The organism is Streptomyces shenzhenensis (assembly GCF_003688995.1).
Taxonomy (GTDB): domain Bacteria; phylum Actinomycetota; class Actinomycetes; order Streptomycetales; family Streptomycetaceae; genus Streptomyces; species Streptomyces shenzhenensis_A.
Genome location: NZ_PENI01000027.1, coordinates 72,230 through 90,796 on the forward strand (window position 1 = coordinate 72,230; position 18,567 = coordinate 90,796).

Annotated in this window: 12 protein-coding genes and 1 pseudogene; 5 read left to right on the plus strand and 8 right to left on the minus strand. The window is 67.7% G+C overall.

The features are described from left to right. Window positions 1-117: 117 nt before the first annotated feature. Window positions 118-386: pseudogene (locus CTZ28_RS50015) on the plus strand (site-specific integrase); the annotation flags it as partial. 161 nt (window positions 387-547) lie between these two features. On the opposite strand, the gene CTZ28_RS32920 reads toward CTZ28_RS50015, so the two are convergent. The 4 genes from CTZ28_RS32920 to CTZ28_RS32935 all read right to left on the minus strand — a co-directional run bounded on the left by CTZ28_RS32920 (window position 548) and on the right by CTZ28_RS32935 (window position 2,694). Continuing rightward, complete coding sequence (locus tag CTZ28_RS32920; protein ID WP_121893383.1) at window positions 548-1,012, minus strand: DUF4304 domain-containing protein; 465 nt, start codon at window positions 1,010-1,012, stop codon at window positions 548-550. Continuing rightward, complete coding sequence (locus CTZ28_RS49730) at window positions 1,012-1,368, minus strand: hypothetical protein (RefSeq protein ID WP_121893384.1); 357 nt, start codon at window positions 1,366-1,368, stop codon at window positions 1,012-1,014. The genes CTZ28_RS32920 and CTZ28_RS49730 overlap by 1 nt, the downstream gene beginning before the upstream one ends. Before the next feature lie 132 nt (window positions 1,369-1,500). Further along, window positions 1,501-1,971 carry an NUDIX domain-containing protein gene (locus tag CTZ28_RS32930; RefSeq protein ID WP_121893385.1) on the minus strand — a complete coding sequence of 157 codons (471 nt, stop codon included), beginning with the start codon at window positions 1,969-1,971 and terminating at the stop codon, window positions 1,501-1,503. 3 nt (window positions 1,972-1,974) lie between these two features. Further along, entirely contained in the window at window positions 1,975-2,694 is a 720-nt protein-coding gene (locus CTZ28_RS32935; protein ID WP_121893386.1) for an XRE family transcriptional regulator, read from the minus strand. A gap of 320 nt (window positions 2,695-3,014) precedes the next feature. Here CTZ28_RS32935 and CTZ28_RS32940 point away from each other — a divergent pair, with 320 nt between their 5' ends. Genes CTZ28_RS32940 through CTZ28_RS32950 form a run of 3 tightly spaced genes read left to right on the plus strand, consistent with a single transcriptional unit; the run spans window position 3,015 to window position 5,967 of the window. Further along, complete coding sequence (locus CTZ28_RS32940) at window positions 3,015-4,436, plus strand: replication initiator (protein WP_121893387.1); 1,422 nt, start codon at window positions 3,015-3,017, stop codon at window positions 4,434-4,436. Beyond that, window positions 4,433-4,660, plus strand: a complete 228-nt coding sequence (locus CTZ28_RS32945) for a helix-turn-helix domain-containing protein (RefSeq protein ID WP_183154703.1) — start codon at window positions 4,433-4,435, stop codon at window positions 4,658-4,660. Before CTZ28_RS32940 ends, CTZ28_RS32945 begins: the two co-directional genes overlap by 4 nt. Next, a complete protein-coding gene (locus CTZ28_RS32950; protein WP_121893388.1) occupies window positions 4,660-5,967 on the plus strand; it encodes a tyrosine-type recombinase/integrase in 1,308 nt (435 codons plus the stop codon). The genes CTZ28_RS32945 and CTZ28_RS32950 overlap by 1 nt, the downstream gene beginning before the upstream one ends. 95 nt (window positions 5,968-6,062) lie before the next feature. Here the strand turns inward: CTZ28_RS32950 and CTZ28_RS32955 are convergent, their stop codons facing one another. The 4 genes from CTZ28_RS32955 to CTZ28_RS48850 all read right to left on the minus strand — a co-directional run bounded on the left by CTZ28_RS32955 (window position 6,063) and on the right by CTZ28_RS48850 (window position 17,592). Then, the gene (locus CTZ28_RS32955) at window positions 6,063-6,398 is read right to left on the minus strand and encodes a hypothetical protein (protein ID WP_147481228.1); all 336 of its coding nucleotides are present in this window, start codon (window positions 6,396-6,398) and stop codon (window positions 6,063-6,065) included. A gap of 4 nt (window positions 6,399-6,402) precedes the next feature. After that, complete coding sequence (locus CTZ28_RS32960; RefSeq protein WP_121893390.1) at window positions 6,403-13,251, minus strand: polymorphic toxin-type HINT domain-containing protein; 6,849 nt, start codon at window positions 13,249-13,251, stop codon at window positions 6,403-6,405. Between the two features lie 75 nt (window positions 13,252-13,326). Further along, window positions 13,327-17,382 (minus strand): LamG domain-containing protein, encoded by a 4,056-nt coding sequence (locus CTZ28_RS32965; RefSeq protein WP_259471923.1) that lies wholly within the window; start codon window positions 17,380-17,382, stop codon window positions 13,327-13,329. An 18-nt stretch (window positions 17,383-17,400) separates the two neighbouring features. Beyond that, the gene (locus CTZ28_RS48850; protein WP_259471924.1) at window positions 17,401-17,592 is read right to left on the minus strand and encodes a hypothetical protein; all 192 of its coding nucleotides are present in this window, start codon (window positions 17,590-17,592) and stop codon (window positions 17,401-17,403) included. Window positions 17,593-17,994: 402 nt separating this feature from the next. Between CTZ28_RS48850 and CTZ28_RS32970 the strand changes: the two genes are divergently transcribed. After that, window positions 17,995-18,507: a pyridoxal-phosphate dependent enzyme gene (locus CTZ28_RS32970; protein ID WP_121893391.1), complete on the plus strand. Its 513-nt coding sequence runs from the start codon at window positions 17,995-17,997 to the stop codon at window positions 18,505-18,507. Window positions 18,508-18,567: the final 60 nt, after the last annotated feature.

The following is an 18,567-nucleotide window of genomic DNA, read 5'->3' on the forward strand; positions in this document are numbered from 1 at the left end:
AGCCTGGGCCTGATGGGATGCCACCGGCCCCGCAAAGTCCGCACCGACACCCACGACTCCGGCGCTTCGAACTCCTCACGGCCGACAAAGCCCGCCAACTCCGCAGGCAACACGTGACAGCACAAGGGACACGTGTTCGCCACTCAGCAGGGCAGAGCGACCGACCCGACCAACCTCACCCACACCTTCATCATGCTCCCCACAAGGCCAGCTTCCATCGCTCGACCGCGACCCCGCTGCTCGAACACGGAGTCGAACTTATCGTGATCAAGGAACTCCTCGACCACACCCACATCGGCGTCACCGCCACCGTCTACGCCCACGCCCGACTCCGCCTCCACCGCGAAGCCATGACCGCACTCGGCAACGCCCTCAATCACCCCTGACCCCGCGCACGGGCGCACGGCAACGGCGGCGAACACCCTGGTGTTCGCCGCCGTTGCCGTCAACTACTGCCGCCAGCACTGTTCAATCCCGAGAAAACCGGTACTCCGAGAAGCCGGAATTCACCGAAGCGAACCTTTCAGCCGGAATCAAGGACGTTGCGTCACCCCTCTTGAAGCAATTCGCCCCTGATTTCACGATGAATGAACACCTGATCGCTAACGCTCGTGCGCAGCAGCGACTTCAAACCCTGAATACTCTCAATCGAATTGACTGCCCGCGCTACTGGAGCTGCAATCTTCTCGACGAGGCCCACTCGAAGATCATCCTCTCCACTCGTCTCCACCGCTTCTCCGGATAGGAGGTCGAGATCTTCGCGAGAAATAGAGGTGATTGCGTCCGCCCTGAACCTGACGAGACATTTCGACTCCGGGAGCCATCCCGCCTTGACATTGACCGCTGGAGCGAATCCAACATTCACGTAGCACGACTCGTTCCAGCGGGACTCCTGGACGCCAACTACACAGTAGAGATCGCCAGACACTCTGTACCAGTTTGCCGACTTCTTTCGAAATCCCAGCGGCTTGAAGACCTCATTGAGAGCCTCCAGGAGAATCGAGTTAACCATCAGCTGAACCTCTTATACGTATCGAGATGACCAGTCCAGCTCTGACCGGTCATATCCTCCAACTCGGCGACGTAATTCTGCAACTGTCGCCGCCCCGTCGCCTGGCTGCTCTTCGCGTCCGACTTCAACTCACGCACGACTCGGTTCTTCCAGTCGACCGCATCAGGCCGGAGCCCGCTCGGAAGCGTGACTTCGAAGTCGTACCCAGCCCCCAGAGCATTCCTGTAGTTCAAGTGCGTCTGGCGCCCACGGGCCGCGTCCGCATTCTCTCCAGATGTGAACTGCCCCTTCTCGTTACGGGCGACACTGCATCCGTTGCTATTGTGAACGAGGACCGGAGTCTCCCCCGCCAGCACATAGTACGTGTGCTAAGCGGACCCCCTCGACCTGCTTTTTCGCAGGTCAAGTGCGGTTTGCTGGTCCGGTGAGGTGCGTGGGTGTCCGTGGTTGTGCGGGGTTGTTGCCGTCAGCTACTGCTGTCAGGCGGTTCAGCCCAGGTACGGCTTCTCGCGGTGTTCCAGGAAGTGCTGGAGCCTGAGTCGTTGGGTGTGGTGCATCGGCAACTGGTCGATCTCTTCGGGCGGTACGAACGGGAGTTCGGTGGACTCGTCGGAGATTGCCAGCTGGCCGCTGGTGATGCGGGCGGTGAAGCAGACGTTGAACTGGCGTCGGACCTCGCCGTCGGTGTAGGCGATGATGTGTTTCGGGTCGGTGTAGGTGCCGACCAGGCCGGTGATCTCTACGTCGAAGCCGGTCTCTTCTTTGACTTCGCGGACGGCGGTGCCGGGCAGGGAGTCGGTGAGGTCCATGCCTCCGCCGGGCAGTGCCCATAGGTCGTTGTCGCGGCGGCGCTGGAGGAGGATGTGCCCGTGGTCGTCGGTGACGACGGCGGATGCGGCGACGACCATGCTGTTCGGCTTGGGTGCGGTGGGGTCGTCGTAGTGCTCGGTGCGGGCCACGGGTCAGGCTTCCTCTCGTACGGGGGTTGCCGTCGCCCACACGGCGTCGAAGCTGTCGGCGTAGGTGTCGAACATGCCGCTCGTCTCGTGTCGGCGAAGATGCCATACGGGGGCGGCGTAGGCGTTGACGCCCCAGACGTGTGCGTTGACGAGTTGCTGGTCGTCGGCGCGGTAGAGGGAGTTGTAGAGCGTGGTGCTGTGGGTGCGGACTTCGATGCTGGGGGTGCCGGCGAGCGGCCTGTAGTGCGTGAGCGCGAGGCGGCAGCGGGATTCGATGCCGTGGCCGAACCGCTCCTCTTGGCCGCGGGCTTGGACGTTGTCGCTGTCGGCATCTCCGATCGCGATGCGGACGGTGCAGCCTTGGGCGGCGCGTTCGGTGAGGAGTTCGTTCAGCCGCGGGTAGGCCTCGTGGAGGAAGACGGCCGCGTAGACGAGGATGTCGATCCGTTCCCGGGCCTGGGCCATCAGGTCGGTGAACGTCGAGACGGGGATGTCGGCCCGCTGTTCGTAGAGCGCCACCAGTTCGGGGCTGATGGCGCGGGCGGGGCGGGCCTGGCGGAGCGCCGGCCAGAGTGCGTGCACGTCTTCTCCCAGGGCCTTGGCCGCATGGAGGGCGGTGGCACGACGCGGGATACGCCCGAGGTTCACCCAGCGCTCGACCGACTTGGGGTCGACCTCGACCTGCTGAGCGAGTGCGGCGTACGTCCAGCCTCCCGCCGCCATGACGGCTCGTAGTCTCTCGTTCGGCACGAGTCTCCCCCTTCGCCTCAGGACGGTACTAGGGACGTTCCACATGGTGCAGGACGTCCTGGAGTGGGGTTTGGTAGAGGTTCCTTCGTCCTGGTGACCGGCATGAGGATCGGTGCCGACCCTGCGGCACCGACGGACCCAGGGGCACGCATCCACGCCGCCGAGGAGCGTCACCGTGCGAAAGAGCACCACCCCATGTGTTCCCGCCCTGCGACTGGAGGCCCGGTCGCGCACCGCCTCGCCGGGGTGGTCACGATGACGGCCCCCACCCCGACAGAAGGGACACGCCCCGAATGGTCACCCTGGACCTGCGCCACGTGGCAAGCCCCGCCGTGCGGGACCTGCTCCACCTCGTCAACCACCCCGACTTCGACCGCGCACAGCAGCAGATCGAACACCTCGGCGGCTGCACCGAACCCGTCCGCCTGACCGGCCGCACCACCACCATCGACACCACGACCGGCGAGGTCCTGCGCACCTACTCCGCCTCCGACGAGCCCACCGGCAGCCTGCTGACCACATGCGGCAACCGCCGCGCCTCACGCTGCCCGGCCTGCGCCCGCCTCTACGCCGCCGACACCTACCACCTCATCCGCGCCGGCCTCTCCGGCGGCAAGACCGTCCCCGACACCGTCCGCACCCACCCCCGCGTCTTCGCCACCCTCACCGCCCCCTCCTTCGGCCCCGTCCACAACCGCCCCGACACCAGGCCCTGCCGCTGCGGCACCCGCCACGAACCCACAGACCCTCTGCTCGGCACGCCGCTGAACCCGGCGACGTACGACTACGCGGGCGCGGTCCTCTTCAACGCCCACGCCGGAGCCCTGTGGGCACGCTTCACCACCTATCTGCGCCGGGAGCTCGCCGTCCGGCTCGACCTGACCCAGAAGGCCGCCCGCGCCGTGCTGCGGGTGTCCTTCGCCAAGGTCGCCGAGTACCAAAAACGCGGCCTGGTCCACTTCCACGCCGTGATCCGCCTCGACGGCACCGACGGCAGCACCCAGCCCCTGCCCTCGTACGCCACCGTCGCCGTGCTCACCGACGCCATCCGCGCCGCCGCACCGCGCGCCCGCGTCTCCGTCACCTCGGACGCGATCGGGGAACGCGAGCTCACCTGGGGCCAGCAGCTCGACGTACGCGAGATCGCCGCCTTCGGCACCGACACCAAACTCACCGATCAAGCCGTCGCCGCCTACGTGGCCAAGTCCGCCGACGCCTCCGGCACCCTCGACCGCTCCCTGTTCTGCCGCCCCTGCCACGGGCGCGGCGCCACCCTCCTGCCCCACGGAACCCCGCTCCCCTGCACCGCCTGCGACGGCACTGGACAGGCCCGGCCGCTGCCCCGGCTCGCCGTCGCACCCCATGTGCGGCAGATGATCCGCACCTGCTGGGAGCTGGGCAGGCTGCCGGAGTTCGCCGATCTGAAGCTGTGGAAGTGGGCGCACATGCTCGGCTTCCGGGGCCACTTCTCCACCAAGTCCCGCTCCTACTCGACCACCCTCGGCGCGCTGCGCGACGCCCGCCGCACCTGGCGCACCGAACAGACCCGCGCCCACACCGGCCTGCCCGACCCTGACCCGACGACCACCCTCGTCGTCGGCCACTGGGCCTACCAGGGCTCGGGCTACAGCCCCGGCGGCACGCCCCTCGCAGCCCACGTCTGGCACCGCCGGGAACTGGAACGCCGGTTCGTCGCCGAAGGGGGCTGCGGATGAACGCGCACGAACCCGCCCCGACCCGGCGGGGACTGAGTACGCCGGAAGAGCTGCTGACCGTGCCCCAGGTCATGGCCCGCCTCCAGCTCGGCCGCTCCGCCATCTACGACCTGCTCCGCACCCGCCAGCTCGCCTCGATCACCCTCGGCCGCTCCCGCCGCATCCCCGCCCACGCCCCCACCGACTTCATCCGCACCCGCCTCGACCAGGAAGCCGCTGCCTGATGACCACGCCCCGAGACACCAACGCCTCCCTCCGCATGCGTGCCAACGGCGACGGAACCGTCTACCAGCGCAAGGACGGCCGCTGGGAAGCCGCCGGATACGTCCTCGCCCCCGGCAACACCCGCCGCCGCATCCGCGTCTACGGCACCACCAGGAAGGAGGCCCTGGCCAAGCTCACGGAGAAGATCTCCGCCAGCAACCGCGGCCTCCCTATCCCGTCTGCGCAGGGCAGCGTGGCCGCGTACCTGACGTACTGGCTCGACGCGGTCGCCGTTCACCAGCTCCGCGAGAACACCCACACCCGCTACACCGCCGTCACCCGCCTCTACCTCATCCCCGGCCTGGGCAAGAAGAAGCTCGCCAAGCTCACCGCCAAGGACGTCCGCACCTGGCTCAACCAGCTCCGCACCACCTGCCAGTGCTGCGTACGCAGCATGGACGCCGGACGTGATGAGCCCCGCTGCTGCGCTGCTGGCACGTGCTGCGCGAGGCGGCTCTCGGCGCTGACCCTGGCCTACGTGCACTCCGTCCTCAAGTCCGCCCTGGAACACGCGGTACGCGAGGAGGAGATCCCGCGGAACGTCGCCCGCAACGTCCGCACCGGCACACCCAGACCCCGCCGCTTCGAACCCCTCACCACCGACGAAGCCCGCGAATTCCTGACCGCCGCCGACGGTCACCGGTTGCACGCGCTGTTCGGACTCGCGCTGCGCACCGGGCTCCGCAAGGGCGAACTCCTCGGCCTGCGCTGGGAAGATCTGGACCTGGTCGGCGGGCTCGCGAGCATCCGCCGTACTCTCCAGCGCACCAACTCCGGCGGCCTGACCGCCCTCCCGACCAAGACCAAGAGCTCGGAGCGACGCATCGCCCTGCCGACGCCGTGCCTGCGCTCTCTCGAACAGCACCGCGACCGACAACTTCAGGAACGCGAAGCAGCGGGGACGGGCTGGAGGGACAGCGGCTACGTCTTCACCCGCCCCGACGGTGCACCAATCGAAGGGTCCACCCTCACCCGACACTTCAACACCCTGCTCCGCCGAGCCGGGCTCCGCCACATCCGCTTCCACGACCTCCGCCACTCGACCGCGACCCTGCTCCTGGAGCAAGGAGTGGAACTCGTCGTCATCAAGGAGCTGTTGGGGCACGCCCACATCGGCGTCACCGCCACCGTCTACGCCCACGTCCGGCTCCGCCTCCAACGCGACGCCATCGACCTCCTCGGCCACGCCCTCCGCACCCCCGCCGAGACCCCCGGCAAGCCCGACGACAGCGACGAGCCGCCCCTCTGCACGGTCCCCGTCCGCTGACGTTGCCGTCAACTACTGCCGTCAGACACCGCAGAGGCCCCATCGGCGACGACCGATGGGGCCTCGAATTTCACGAAAGCGAACCGCTTGGGCGGTCAATCAATCGCGCCATCGCCTTCTAGGCGCACGAGGACCCCCTCCGGCCCCCCAGTCGCCAGAACGTCTTCCAGTACCTCGCAGATACTGTCAATTCCAGCTTCCCTTACAAGTAGGAGGTCGGGACAGTTGAAATATCTGCCGCTGAAGCACTCTCCCGTCCTTTCCCATCGCTTCCAGATGGCATCTACTTCCGCCAAGGTGAGAACGGTCGCACTCCATCGCGATCCATCCTCCAGCGTCAGAACCAGGTCAAGATTCGACGCCTCTTCCGGCCTTTGCCCGAGCGCGACCATGAAGAGAGCAGTGGCGTTACCAATCTCTCTCTGGATCAACGAGTCACCGTCCATAAATGCCCTGCAATCTAGCGATCACCGCGGGTTCATTTCCCTTGTCGGCTTTGCCGACGATCTGGATGCCACCGTCTGTGTTTCGGAAAAAGAGCCTCGCTCCGTTCCTAGAACGAGCATAGGCAACATCAGTTCCGGTCAGGAAACCGTTTCCGATACCCGGATTCAAGTTACCCTCCGCCAGCCTCGCCTGCATTGCATCAAGATCCCGCTGAACTGTCTGATTCTTTCCGGCTTTCTGCGCAGCCCTAACCAGAAGCGAATCATCGTGAATTGCCGACGTCAGAGTGGGACAGTTGCTGTTGTGAACGAGGACCGGTGTCGACCCAGCAAGTACATAGTACGTGTGCAGGTCGCTGACCGTGAGGTTGTGGACCGTTGCCTGCTGTGTTCGGTGGGTTATTTCTGTGATCCGGACGGACTTCCCCGTGGCTGTGTCGAGTCGCAGGCCCGGTGTCAGTTCGGACGCGTCGAGCCATTCGCCGAGGCCCAGTACCCAGAAGGGGTGGCCGGCCGTCGCGGTGATGTGGACGTCCTCACCGGCGACGGACAGAGTGATGTCGACAAGGGACTTCAACCCCTGGCCCACGATCTCGGCTGTGACCTTCTTGACAGTGGTTTCGCCGGTCCTCGGGTCCGTTGCCAGGATCTCGTCACCGATCCGGACGTCCTCGATGGGCTTGGTCGTACCGTCCGCCATGAGGACTTCGGTGCCGGGTACGAAGCTGTTCTTCTTGCATGCCTTGGCCACCGCTGCGGCCTCGTCGGCCGCTTTGAGGGCCTTCACGCCCTTGAGCGCGCGCGCCCACGGAAGGTCCAGCGACGCCGAGCCGCATGCCTTGACGCTGTCGCCGCCCAAGCAGCGCTTCCAGGCGTCGATGTCCGGGGCGACCAAAGCGATCACGATCCGGTCGAACAGGGTCTGCTCGTAGTGGAGCCAGCCCAGGGCCTTGGCGGCGCCGCAGAAGTCAGCCGTGTTGGGGTGCAAGTCGGAGCATTTGTGCTTGGCCCATGTCTCGACACGCTCCTTCTCGTCGACGAGCGGGTACAGGTACTCGAGCTCGAGCGCGGTGGGGACCTCGATGCCCTCGATCGAGACCTTGTCCTTGCTCTGCTTGACGTTGACGGTCCGAGTGGGGGACTGCGTATTCCCCTTGCTGTCACCTCGGCCGGTGCCACCCTTCTTGGGCGCGTCGTCCCCGTAACCGTCGGCGGTGGGCCAGCCGTTGCCGCCGCTGCAGCTGTCGCACCAGAGGCCGGTCGGGTCGGAGAACGTCACCGGATTGTTGTTGCCGTAGGTGTAGCCGTTGTTCTGCTGCGGGTCGGTCAGGTCCATCACCGGGTCGACCGAGAGGAAGCGCCCCGTCGCCGGGTCGTACTCGCGCGCGCCCAAATGGGTCAGGCCCGTGGAGGTGTCGTTGGTGCCGCCGACGAAGCCCTTGGTGCCGGGCCATGAGGTGGGTGCCGGGCCCCGGATGCCGCCGAAGGGCTGTACTCGACGCTGGCTGAGCGCCTGCGTGCCGTCGTCGACAGCGAGGAGGGCCGTGCCGTGGTGGTCGGCAGTGGTGAAGGAGACCTTGCCGTCGTCGGCCTGGATGGCGGTGTGGCCGCCGCCGACGTCGATGTAGCGGGTGACCCTGGGCGTGCTCGTGCCCTCGGCGACCGAGATCTCGGACGCGCCGAGGTAGAGGGTCGTCTCGGTCGGCGTGCGGGCAATCATCCGGTTGCCGTCGGCGTCGTAGACGTACTCGCTGACCTTGGGAGAACCGCCCTCCACCGGCTCGGTCACCTTCGCCAGGCGTCCCTCGGCGTCGTAGTCGAGGTCCTGCGTGGTGCCGTTGCCCAGGGTGCGGACATCGGTGTTGCCCGTCGCGTCGTAGGTGTAGCTGTCACCCTCGGTGACGCCGGGCCCGGTACGGGTGACCGCTTTCAGGGCGTGCGGCCGCACCACTCCGGCGCCGGGGACGGGGTAGTCGTAGGTGCTCGTGACATCCTTCGCCGTGTCGCCACTGACGTCGTGTTCGACCTCGGTGCGCCGGTTGCCGATCTTGTCGTACCCGTACGACAACCAGTACGGGGCCGGTCCGCCGAGCAGGTTCGCGGCGGGTGCGCTCGCGCAGGAGGTGGTCGGCTGGGTCCACGCCTCCGTCAGTCGGCGCAGGTGGTCGTAGGTGAAGCACTGGGTGTCCGTGCCGGAGCGTGAGGTGTCCGAGACGGACAGGACGTTACCGATCTCGTCGTAGGCGAACGTGGACGCCTGGTCGACGCCGGCAACGTCCTGGCGGTCGACACGGGTGTAGTGCAGCCGCTGGGTACCGGGCTCGTACTCGTTGGTGATCCATGCCTTCTTGCCGCCCGCGTTGGACAGCTCGTACTGCAGCGGCTTGCCGACCAGGCTGTACTTCACCGAGGACTTGATTCCCTCATTGCCGTCCACGCCGATGGGCCGCAGCGTGTCGTCCTCGTAGGTGTAGACCGCGGAGGACGCGGCCAGCGAACCGGCCTTGGGCAGGCCGATACCCGCGACGAGACCGGACTCCTTGTAGGTCGTGGTGGAGATGTAGGTACCGGACAGGCCCGTGTTCGCGGTCGAAGCCGGGACGGTGACGGACGTGCGCAGCGGCCGGTAGAGCCGGTCGTAGGCGACGACCTTCGAGGAGTACGCCAGTCCGTCGACGTAGCGGGTGGACTCGGCGAGGTAGCCCTTGGCACCGCTGACCGTGTCGTACGTCCACTTGGCGCGCAGCGTGCCCGTCGCGGAGCCGTCGCGCAGTTCGGTCTTGCGGCCGATGCCGTCGTGGCCGTACCAGAGTGTCTTGTCGCGGGCGTCGACCGTGGAGCTCAGCAGAGCGCGGTCGTCGTAGAAGTACTTGACCTGGCCCTTGTCGGGGTCCTTGGACAGGGTCAGCTGACCGAGCAGGTCGTACTCGTACGACCACTCGTTGCCCGCCGGGTCGGTCACCTTCTCCAGGGCATCGCTCGGCTTGAAGCCGTACTTCGTGGTGTCGTAGGCGGCTTCGGCGGCGCGCGCGTGGTGCTGGCGCAGTTCGGTGGTCCGGCCGCGGGCATCCGTCAGCGTGGTGGTGGCGGTGCCGCCCACCGGCGGGATGACGGTCGTGCGGTCGCCGCCGTAGATCGTCCTGGTGGTGTTGAGGACTTGTCCGCCGTCGCCGTTGCCATAGATCTGCCGGAACTCGGTCTGCCGGCCGAGCCCGTCGTACTTGTACCGGTTCTGCGTCTCCACGGCCAGCGCGTCCTGCGGCTCGACCAGGGTGGTGGCGGGCTTGGCCGTGTCGTAGTACGTCAGGAACTGCTTCGACGTCAGACCGCGCTCGTCGTAGAAGGTGTCCACCAGCAGCCGCCCGCCGCCCGGGCCGGGGTCCTGGGTCTGACGGGGGCGCAGGAAGCCGTCGTAGAGGACGTACGAGGTGACCTGAGCGCCGTTGTTGCCGATGGTCTTCGTGCCGACGGCGATCGGCTGGCTCTCTGCGATCGTGTACGTGTACTCGTATGTCGGGACGGCGCCGGTCAGCCGGTCCGGCAGCCACACCTTGCTCTGGCGGCCCAGCGCGTCATACGCAAAGTTGGTGACCTTGCCGTTGGTGTCGCTCACCGTCAACGGCAACCCGCGCGCAGGGTCGTTGGTGGTGGTGGTCGACTGGGCCGTGGTGCTGTCGCCCGGGGTGACGGGCGGGGTGGTGACCTTGGCGGAGGCCGGGAAGCCGGTCGTCGGGGTGTAGAGCGTGGTGGTGGTACGGCCGTCGCTGCGGTCGGTGCGGGTCAGGGTGCCGGACTTGGCGGTGACCGTGCCGCTCAGGTCGTTGCTGCTGGTCTTGCGGCCGTAGCTGTCGTAGCCGGCTGCGGTCTCCGTGTAGGTCGCGGTGGTGCCGTCGTGGGACTTGAGCATCGCGGTCGCTGTGGCGTCGCCCATGGTGGGAGCGGCATCGTAGGCGAGGCCGTCGTATGCGGTGCGGATGTCGGAGACGACGTCCTTGGCGCGGTCGGTGGTGGCGTCGCAGGCCTTGGCGACCGTCTCGACGCGGGACGGCAGCGAGAGGATCGCCCCGGACGCCGGGTAGCCGGTGCGGACGCACTTGTCGTCGGCCGTGGTGGAGTCGTCGCCGCGGTCGTCGGTGACGGTGATTCGGCCGGCGACCGTGTCGAAGGTGTTGTCCGTCGTGGTTGTTCGCCACCTGGTGCCGGCCCCGTCGTCCAGCGAGGTCCAGGTCCTGATCTGCGCGGTGCCGGTGAAGTCGGCGGTCACCGTGCCCCAGTCACGGACCTTCTTCGCCGTCTCGTGGTGCCAGGGGCGGCTGACCGTCTTGGACAGCACCGAGCCGCCGGGACCCGAGTAGGTGACGTTCTTGTAGTCGAACCCGGCCGCCGACTCGTGGTCGGTGAGCGGGGCACCCTCGCCCGCACCGAGGGAGACGCTGACGTCCTTCGTGCCGCCGCTCGGGTCCTTGCGGTCGCCGTCCATGCCGCGCAGGAAGTAGCTGTCGGTCTGCGAGCGCATCGCTGACGCGCCGCCCTGGCCGCCGTTCCTCACCCGGACGTGACCGTAGCCTCGCCACTGCGACCAGGTCTTCTCCTTCTCCTTGGTCAGCCCGTCATCGTCGTCGTAGTGCCAGGCCGCGCCGTCCAGGTAGTCGTAGGAGGTGATCTGGTCCGGGGCACCACCGGTGCGGTCGGTCAGCGTGACCGTCGAGGCGACGTACTTGTTGAACCAGTGCAGCTCCGGGTCGTCGGTGGCGCTGCCACCGATGTACTGCGGGAAGCAGCGGGTGGTGTTGGTCTGCGGGGTCGGCAGCGCGGCGAAGTCGCACACCGGCTCCGAGTAGCCGACGTCGATCTGGCCGCCCGCCTCGTCGGCGACGGTGGCCAGCCGCTCCTTGATGAAGGGTGCGAAGCCGTCACCGGTCCGGTCGAGCCGGTTGGCGAGCTGGACGTAGCTGAAGGTGGTCTTCGGCAGGGTGATCGCCGGGGTCGCGGTGTGCCCGGTGCGCTGCACGGAGTCCAGAATCAGCTGGTAGTCGGTGTCGGAGGTGCCCCAGCGGTGGGTGAGCTTCCAGGAGTCGACGTCGGCATAGGAACCCGACTTGAGCACCTGGGCGCTGACGGAGGTGAGCCTCTTACGGGTGAAGAACACCGGGGAGAGCCGCCCCTGGTCACAGGTGGCGCCCGCGTCGCAGTTCAGGTCCCACGGGGTGTCGTACCAGTAGAAGGCGTCCTTGGAGATGTCGGAACAGGTGGTCCTCGCGTCCGGGATGCACCGCTCGCTGCTGGTGAAGTCGACCTTCGCCAGCGGCTGCGCCGAATACAACGCGTTCGACTTCAGGCCGTACTCGATCCGGTCCAGCGAACCGCCCCGCACGTAACGGGTGTTGAGCTTGTCGTCGAGGTTGCGGCCGTAGGAGTTGAGTTCCTTGTCGTAGTAGTAGGCGATCGCGCTGCCGTGCGGGTCGACGACATAGTCGAGGTTCCAGCGCCAGCCCTGGTCGCACCAGGAGTCGGCGAACGCCGCAGCGTGGCAGGGCTCGTTCGCGTCGTCGCCGAAGACCGGGACGGTCCAGGCGGAGTCGGTGGTCTCCTTACCGTCCGCCCAGCCGGGCAGCCGGTTGTAACCGAAGTAGTACTGCACTCCGTCCGGGGTCGTGACCTTCCAGTACTCGTCGTTGCGGGCGCCGTTGGAGCGTACGTCCGACCCGGAGCCGTAGATCCGCTGGATCTTCGTGCCGTCGTCGTTCTTCAGCCGGAAGGAGTCGGTGCCGGACGGCACCAGCTCGCCGCCCTTGCCGTTGAAGGAGATGAACGCGTTGTCGTAGGCCCAGCACAGGTCGCCCGGCTTACCGCCGTCGGCATGCTCCACCCCGTCGTCCGAGCAGGGCTTGTAGCGCCGCTCGATGAATCCGGGCCACAGGTCGAAGCCGTCGCCCAGCCAGGAACCCTGGTTGTTGGTGTTGCCGGTCCGGCCGTCGATCGAGCCCGAGGAGTAGGACAGGCCGACGCTCGGCGCCAGTCCGCCGGGCACGTCCGGTACGTCCATCGGGTACGACCAGGAGAAGTCACCGGTGTTGAGACTCGTGCTCCACGTCGAGGACGGCGAGAGCGGGGTCGCCTTGTAGTCGCCGCCCATACCCGCCTCGTCAGCCACGGCCGCGAGCACGGTGGAGCCGGAGGCGCTCAGGGCCACCCTGGGCGCGGTCAGGGTCTGCTGCTCGGCGTCGTTGACAACCTCGACCGGCTCGGCGGTGCGGCACTTCGCTTTCTCGGGCGTGGTCAACGCGCACCCGGGTAGCCGGACAAGGTGCAGGCGGTCGGCGTATCCGCCGCCGAAGGCCCCCGCGAAGGAGGAATAGTCGACCCGGGTCCGCACAGCGGAGGCCTTCGCCCCAGCCGCCGGGCGGAGGGCGAACAGCAGACCGTCGGCGCCCGCCCGACGCGCGGTCGCCCGGTCGAACACCTGGGCCTGCACGGCCCCTTGGGACACCGGCTTCTTCGCGGCCCCCAGGGCGAGCGGCAGCCCCTTCGCCCTGACGACCGTCGTGGAGCCCTCGGGCAGGCCCACGGTCACCGAGCCCGGCTTGGGCCAGGCGGCGCGCGGAGCCTCCTCGGGGGTGCGGGGGCCCTTCATGATGGTGCGGGGAGTGACCGTGACCGGGCCGACCGCCACCGGCTTCTCCGCCTCCGGCAGGTCGGGACGGCCCGTGCCGCGGTCGGCGGCGACGACGGCGGGCTGGGCCACGGCCTGCAACAGCGTGCCGACCATGACCGCGGCCGAGGCCAGGGCCACGCGGCGGCGCAGGGCACGCGGGAGCGTACGGGATCTTCCGTTCATCCTCGTCCTTCATCCCTCGCAGGAAGCATCCCGATGGGGATGCGAAGCCGGTGTCGTACGGGTAAGGCGGGGCTGTCAGTAGTTACGGGGGACATCTGTGTCCCGGCCCGGCTGTCCGACTGCCAGGTTCTGGATCTGCACTTCGTTCAGCGTGCCCTGGAAGGTCCAGAGGTCCGAGACGGAGCCGGGGAAATAGGCCCCGGCCCGGTCACGCCCCAGTTGCAGCGACTGGACGGCTTTGAAGGTCAGCACGTTGTCGGAGTAGGAGACCTGGTCGGTGCAGCCCGCGGTGTCGGGGGCACCGTCGTCATCGGTGTCCTGACAGGCGACCTCCTGTAGCTGGCCATTGACGTACAACCGCATCTCGTGCGCGAAGCCGTCGTAGACCAACGCCAGGTGGGTCCACTCCTCGGGGCCGTAGAACTGTCCGTTCTCCACCTCGGCGGCCTCGGCGTCGGTCTTGTCCGCGGCGGCGGTGGTGATCCGCCAGCGACCACCGTCAGTGGCCGGCGTGCTGCTCGGGATGTATCGCACCGAGAACGCGTCCTTGCTGGTGCCCGGCGCACTGAGCAACGCGACCTCCCGGGTGGGTTGCGCCGACGCCTGCACGAAGGCGGTCACCGTGAAACTGGCGCTGGTGTCGACCGGCACGACGCCGTTCGAGGTGGCGGCGTACTGATTCACGCCGTTCAGCGCCAGGCCGCCGTCGACCCAGCCGCCATCGAGCTCGGCGCCGTTGTACAGGCCGAGGCCCGCGCCGGCGGGGCCGGCGTCCGGGGTGACCGGCGGGTTGGCCGTGGACGCGGTCTCGAACTTCCAGCGGCTCTTGACCACCGGGTTCTGTGTGAAGAGCTGGCGCACCTCGTCGTCGGAGATGGCACGGTCGTAGAGCCGTACGTTGTCCAGGGAGCCCTTGAGCCGGTTGCCGAGGCTGCCATCCGCCTTGCCGGTGCCGCCCAGGGTGACCTGGCCGACGGCGAGCCAGGGCGTGGTGAAGGGGGCGGTGGCCTCCAGGACGCCGTTGACATAGAGCTTCAGCTGGCCGGCGTCGTTGTCGTAGACGCCTACGACATGGTTCCACTCACCGTGTCGTGCGGCCGGACAATTCGTGTTCGCCGGGCACGCGGTCTGGGTGGCGCGGACCAGTGTGGATTCGGGCTGGTTGCTCTGCTCCCGCATGAAGACCCAGCCGCCGAGGGCCGAGGAGTGGGTCAACTCGAAACCCAGGTTGACCGTGCTGGACTGAGCGATGACCGTCATCGGCCGTGCCTCCTTGTCCTTGGGCAACTTGGCCCAGGCGGAGACCGCGAAGCTCTGATATGTGTCCATGATCGGACGGCCGGTCGTGGCGTAGTCGTCGACCCCGTCGAACTGGATCGCACGGCCGTTGACGCCGTCGGCCCCGGACGTGGTGCCGTTCTTCAACTGCGCGGCGGCCTGTTGGGAGCGGCCGATGGGCGCCACGTCCTGGGCGGTCTCATCGAGCGGGAAGACCAACTTGGCCGGACGGTTGGTGTCCACCGGCCGGCGGTTGTGCAAGAGGGCCACCTGGGCGTCGGTGAGCTGGTAGTCGAAGAGCTGGAGTTCGTCGGCCGAGCCCTTGAAGAAATCATCGGAACTCTCGTGATGGATGGCGCCGCCGAGGATGGTACGTCCGCGCGCGTCCCAGGGGTTGCTGAAGGGAACCGAGTCGACCAGCTCACCGTCCACGTACAGCTTCATCAGCTGGTTGGCGTTGTCGAAGACACCAACAAGATGGGTCCAGATGTCGACCCGTGACTCCAGGCACGCTGTGTCCCCAGCCGGGCAAGCGGGCTGGAGGGCCCGGGTCACCGTGGCACCCGTGGCGGTGTCGCTGGAGTGCCGCAGAAAGGACCAGCCGCCGAGCGCGGTGGAGTAGTAGATCTCGAACCCGCTGAGGTGGGCGCCTGACTGGGACACGACAGCCTGCGGAGTGCTGGGGTGATCGGCCGCCATCCTGGCCCACACCGACACCGAGAAGCTCTTGGCGGTGTTGAGGACCGGGGACTCGGTGGCCGCGTAGTCGTCCACGCCGTCGAACTCCAGGCCGTTGCCCGAGACTCCGACGACGCCCATCTTCGCTCCGCTCACGACGGCCGACCACTCGCCGCCCTCACCCACTACCTGGCTTGCTCCGCCGGCCTCGTCCATCTGCCAGGACAACCGGTCGGGCTGACCGGCGCGAACGCGGAAGTAGTAGGTGCTCGGCTCGGAGCCGTTGCCGGCTGCGTCGAACGCCTTGGCGGTGATGAAGTTGATCCCGGCCTTGGTCGGCATGAGATTGATCGTCTTGGCGCCGCCGCCCGAAGTGGTCAACGTGTGCTTGCTGCTGGGGTTCTCGTTGACGCCGAACCAGTACGTGGTGACGTCCGGGGACGGTGAGTCGATCTTGAAGGTGCCGTACCGGCCCACGCCGTCCCACCAGGGGGCGTTCGGGTCGTCGTCGTTGTTGCTCGGGTACTGCGCGGAGCTGATCCCGGGACCGACGGGCACCTTCGTGTCGTAGACGAAGTAGCAGCTGTGGGCGTTCTCGACGCTCCATGGCGACCACTGGCCGCCGTCCCAGGCGCGGGCCTGCCAGCCGACCACCTCTTCCTGCGGGATGCTGGTGGGCAGTTGGATCGAGAAGGACGAACCGGAGGCTTTGTCGGTGCTCTTGGCGGAGATCCAGTGCTGCTTCCAGCCGTCGCCCGCGTTCCACAGGGCCCGGAACTGCACCTGGAGACGGTCCTTGTCCGGGTCGGTCACGTTGATGGCCTTGATCGTGGCGCGGGACCGGACGTGGACCTCGCTGCCCGACTTCGCACACGAGCCACCCGGGGCCATGGACAGCTGCGAGGTGGAGATCCGCGGCGGCGGACGGTTGTACTCGACCCTCAGGAAGGCGTCGTCCGAGAACCGCTTCCAGGTGTAGCGATCGTTCTCACTGGTCGCCCGCATGCCGAAGGTGATCTGGGGCCACTCCTTGGCTGCCGCCATCGCCACGGCGTTCTTCACGTCGAACTCGGCGTCGGCCGCAGCACAGCCGTCGAAGCCGTGGGCAAAGCTGCGGGTCTGAAGGTGGTCGATCCAGAAGCCGTCGGCGTTCTGGGTGTTCCAGGTGGTGGAGCCGTTGATCGCCTTGGTTCGCCAGAGCTGGACCTCGCGCGCCTCGCAGGAGGCGGCGTGGGTCTCGCGGACCACGAACTCGGCGGACAGGATGCTGCGCCCCGCGAACTTCGTGGTCGGAATCTGGTAGAAGAGCCGCTTCACGTCCTGCGGGTTGCAGTAGTTCCAGTCGCAGAAGCCGAGCCCGGCGTCGGAATCGCCGTTGAACTTCCACTGGGGTGAACCGGCCCAGTACCGCGAGGCCATCGTCCACGCGGTGGCCTTCGGCGAGTACCACTGCGGGTCGATGAAGACTGGGTAGACGGTGTCGGCTCCGGTGAGTAGCTCGCGGTCCGGAGTGAGGACGAGTTGATCGCCGCCAGAAGGAACCTTGACGTCGACGGGTTTGACCCGTCCCGACTCGGCGGCGGTGGGCTCGGCTTCGACGGCGCGGGTGGAGGCGAACCGTTCGGCACCCGCCGGCTGCTGAGGTGCTGCGAGGCTGGAGTCCCACATCACCGGCCGGGGTGCCTCGAACACCACGCCACCGGCCGCAGGGTCCACGGCCTCGACTCCGCCGGTCGCGGTCTCCTGGGTGACCAGGCCCTCGGTTCGCAACCCCAGGCGTAACTCGGCGAGTTCCTGGCTCTCGGCCGCCTGTGCCGCCTTGACCACGAGGAGCTGGGTAAATCCCTCGGGACGGGCGGAGAGCTTCAGGTCGACGTCCGGCAGGATCTCCGGGTAGGTGGCCGTGTCGCCCTCCAGTCGAGGCTCCGGCACTGTGCCCGGCCAGGAGAGTTCGAAGGTCCGGCCGGCGCGTTCGAGCCGAACCAGCGGGCCCTCACCGCCGCCGGAGAAGGCGAGCCCCACCGAGGCCGCCTTCGGCGCGACCATGCCCGCGTCGGCCCCCTTCCCGACAACGGCGAGCGCGGTGTCGATCGACCTCCACTCCCCGTCGATCCGGCTCCACACCGGACGCAGATACTCACGGGATTCCAGGTCGCCTTCGGGAGTGGCGTACACCTCGGTCGCTTCTCCACGTTAGGACAGGATCTCGACCTTCTTGCCCAGTCGCTCGGCCTGGGCGAAAGCCTCCGCCTCGGTGGCCGCGGTAAGCCCACCCTCGGAGGATGCCTGTACGGCTGCGCTCGGCGCAGTGGTGGTGGCCGGGGCAGCTACGGCCGTCGGCGAAGTCCCCATCGGCAGCAGCCCGACCGTCACAGCGATACCCACGCCAAGCACGACGGTTCGACCCGCTCTCCAGCGGCCACGTGCACGACGAACTCTCACAGTTCCCCCCACATCCAGCACACTTCAACCAAGATCTACCATGGCCGCGTCAACCTAAGAGAATTCGGGGGAGGAAGGATGAATTCCGAATGTCCGCTCCCCGAACTTCCTCGTGTGGCCCAACCGGTGCTTCGAGATGCAGGAGTTGATCCGAGACCCCGGAACCACCGCCGGTTCCCCATCTGCTCCGGCAGCGGCGTCGTCGCGGTGTCCGCGATCGTGATGCCGTCCGGGATCTCGCGGACGCTCGTACGCGGGGCGATCCAGAAGGGAAGGGTGTTCTGTGGCTCCCCCTTTTGAGGCTCGGACCTGGCAGGCGTCGACCATGTGGCAAGAGGAGTCGAGGTGCGTGGCCGCGTTGAGTTCGGCCGGCGGGACCTCATGCAGCCCTATCTCGGACGCCGGCCTCGTTCCAGACGCTCCCGGCCGGTCGCTGACCAGCAACACCGTGCCGCCGACGCCCACCGCCGCACCACCACCCAGGAGATCCGGCGGGACACCGCGGGCCAGGTCGACATCCTGGTAGCCGGCGTGGGCACCGGCGGCACCGTCACCGGCGTCGGCCAGGCGCTGAAGGAGAAGAAGCCGGAGGTCACTGTGGTGGTCGTGGAGCCGGACGAGGCGGCCGTGCCCTCCGGTGACTCCCCCCGGCCTGCACCGTGTCCAGGGCCGCGGCGCCGGGTTCATCCCCACGTTCTCGACACCACGGTCCACGACTCCGTCTGCCGCGTCCCGCTGACCCGGGCCCAGGGAGAGACCCGCGCCGCACCTATGGCATCGCCGCCGGTACCTCCAGCGGAGCAGCCCTGCACGCGGCCACCGCGATCGCGCGTCGACCCGAGCATCTGGGCGCGCTGATCGTCGTCGTCCTGCCCGACACCGGCGAACGGTATCCGAGCACGGGTCTGTTCACCTGAA

Coding starts and splice junctions, on each gene's coding strand:
- CTZ28_RS32935 (WP_121893386.1), bottom strand. CDS start 2,694: ATGGCGGCGGGAGGCTGGACGTACGCCGCACTCGCTCAGCAGGTCGAG.
- CTZ28_RS32940 (WP_121893387.1), top strand. CDS start 3,015: ATGGTCACCCTGGACCTGCGCCACGTGGCAAGCCCCGCCGTGCGGGAC.
- CTZ28_RS32960 (WP_121893390.1), bottom strand. CDS start 13,251: ATGAACGGAAGATCCCGTACGCTCCCGCGTGCCCTGCGCCGCCGCGTG.
- CTZ28_RS32920 (WP_121893383.1), bottom strand. CDS start 1,012: ATGGTTAACTCGATTCTCCTGGAGGCTCTCAATGAGGTCTTCAAGCCG.
- CTZ28_RS32945 (WP_183154703.1), top strand. CDS start 4,433: ATGAACGCGCACGAACCCGCCCCGACCCGGCGGGGACTGAGTACGCCG.
- CTZ28_RS32950 (WP_121893388.1), top strand. CDS start 4,660: ATGACCACGCCCCGAGACACCAACGCCTCCCTCCGCATGCGTGCCAAC.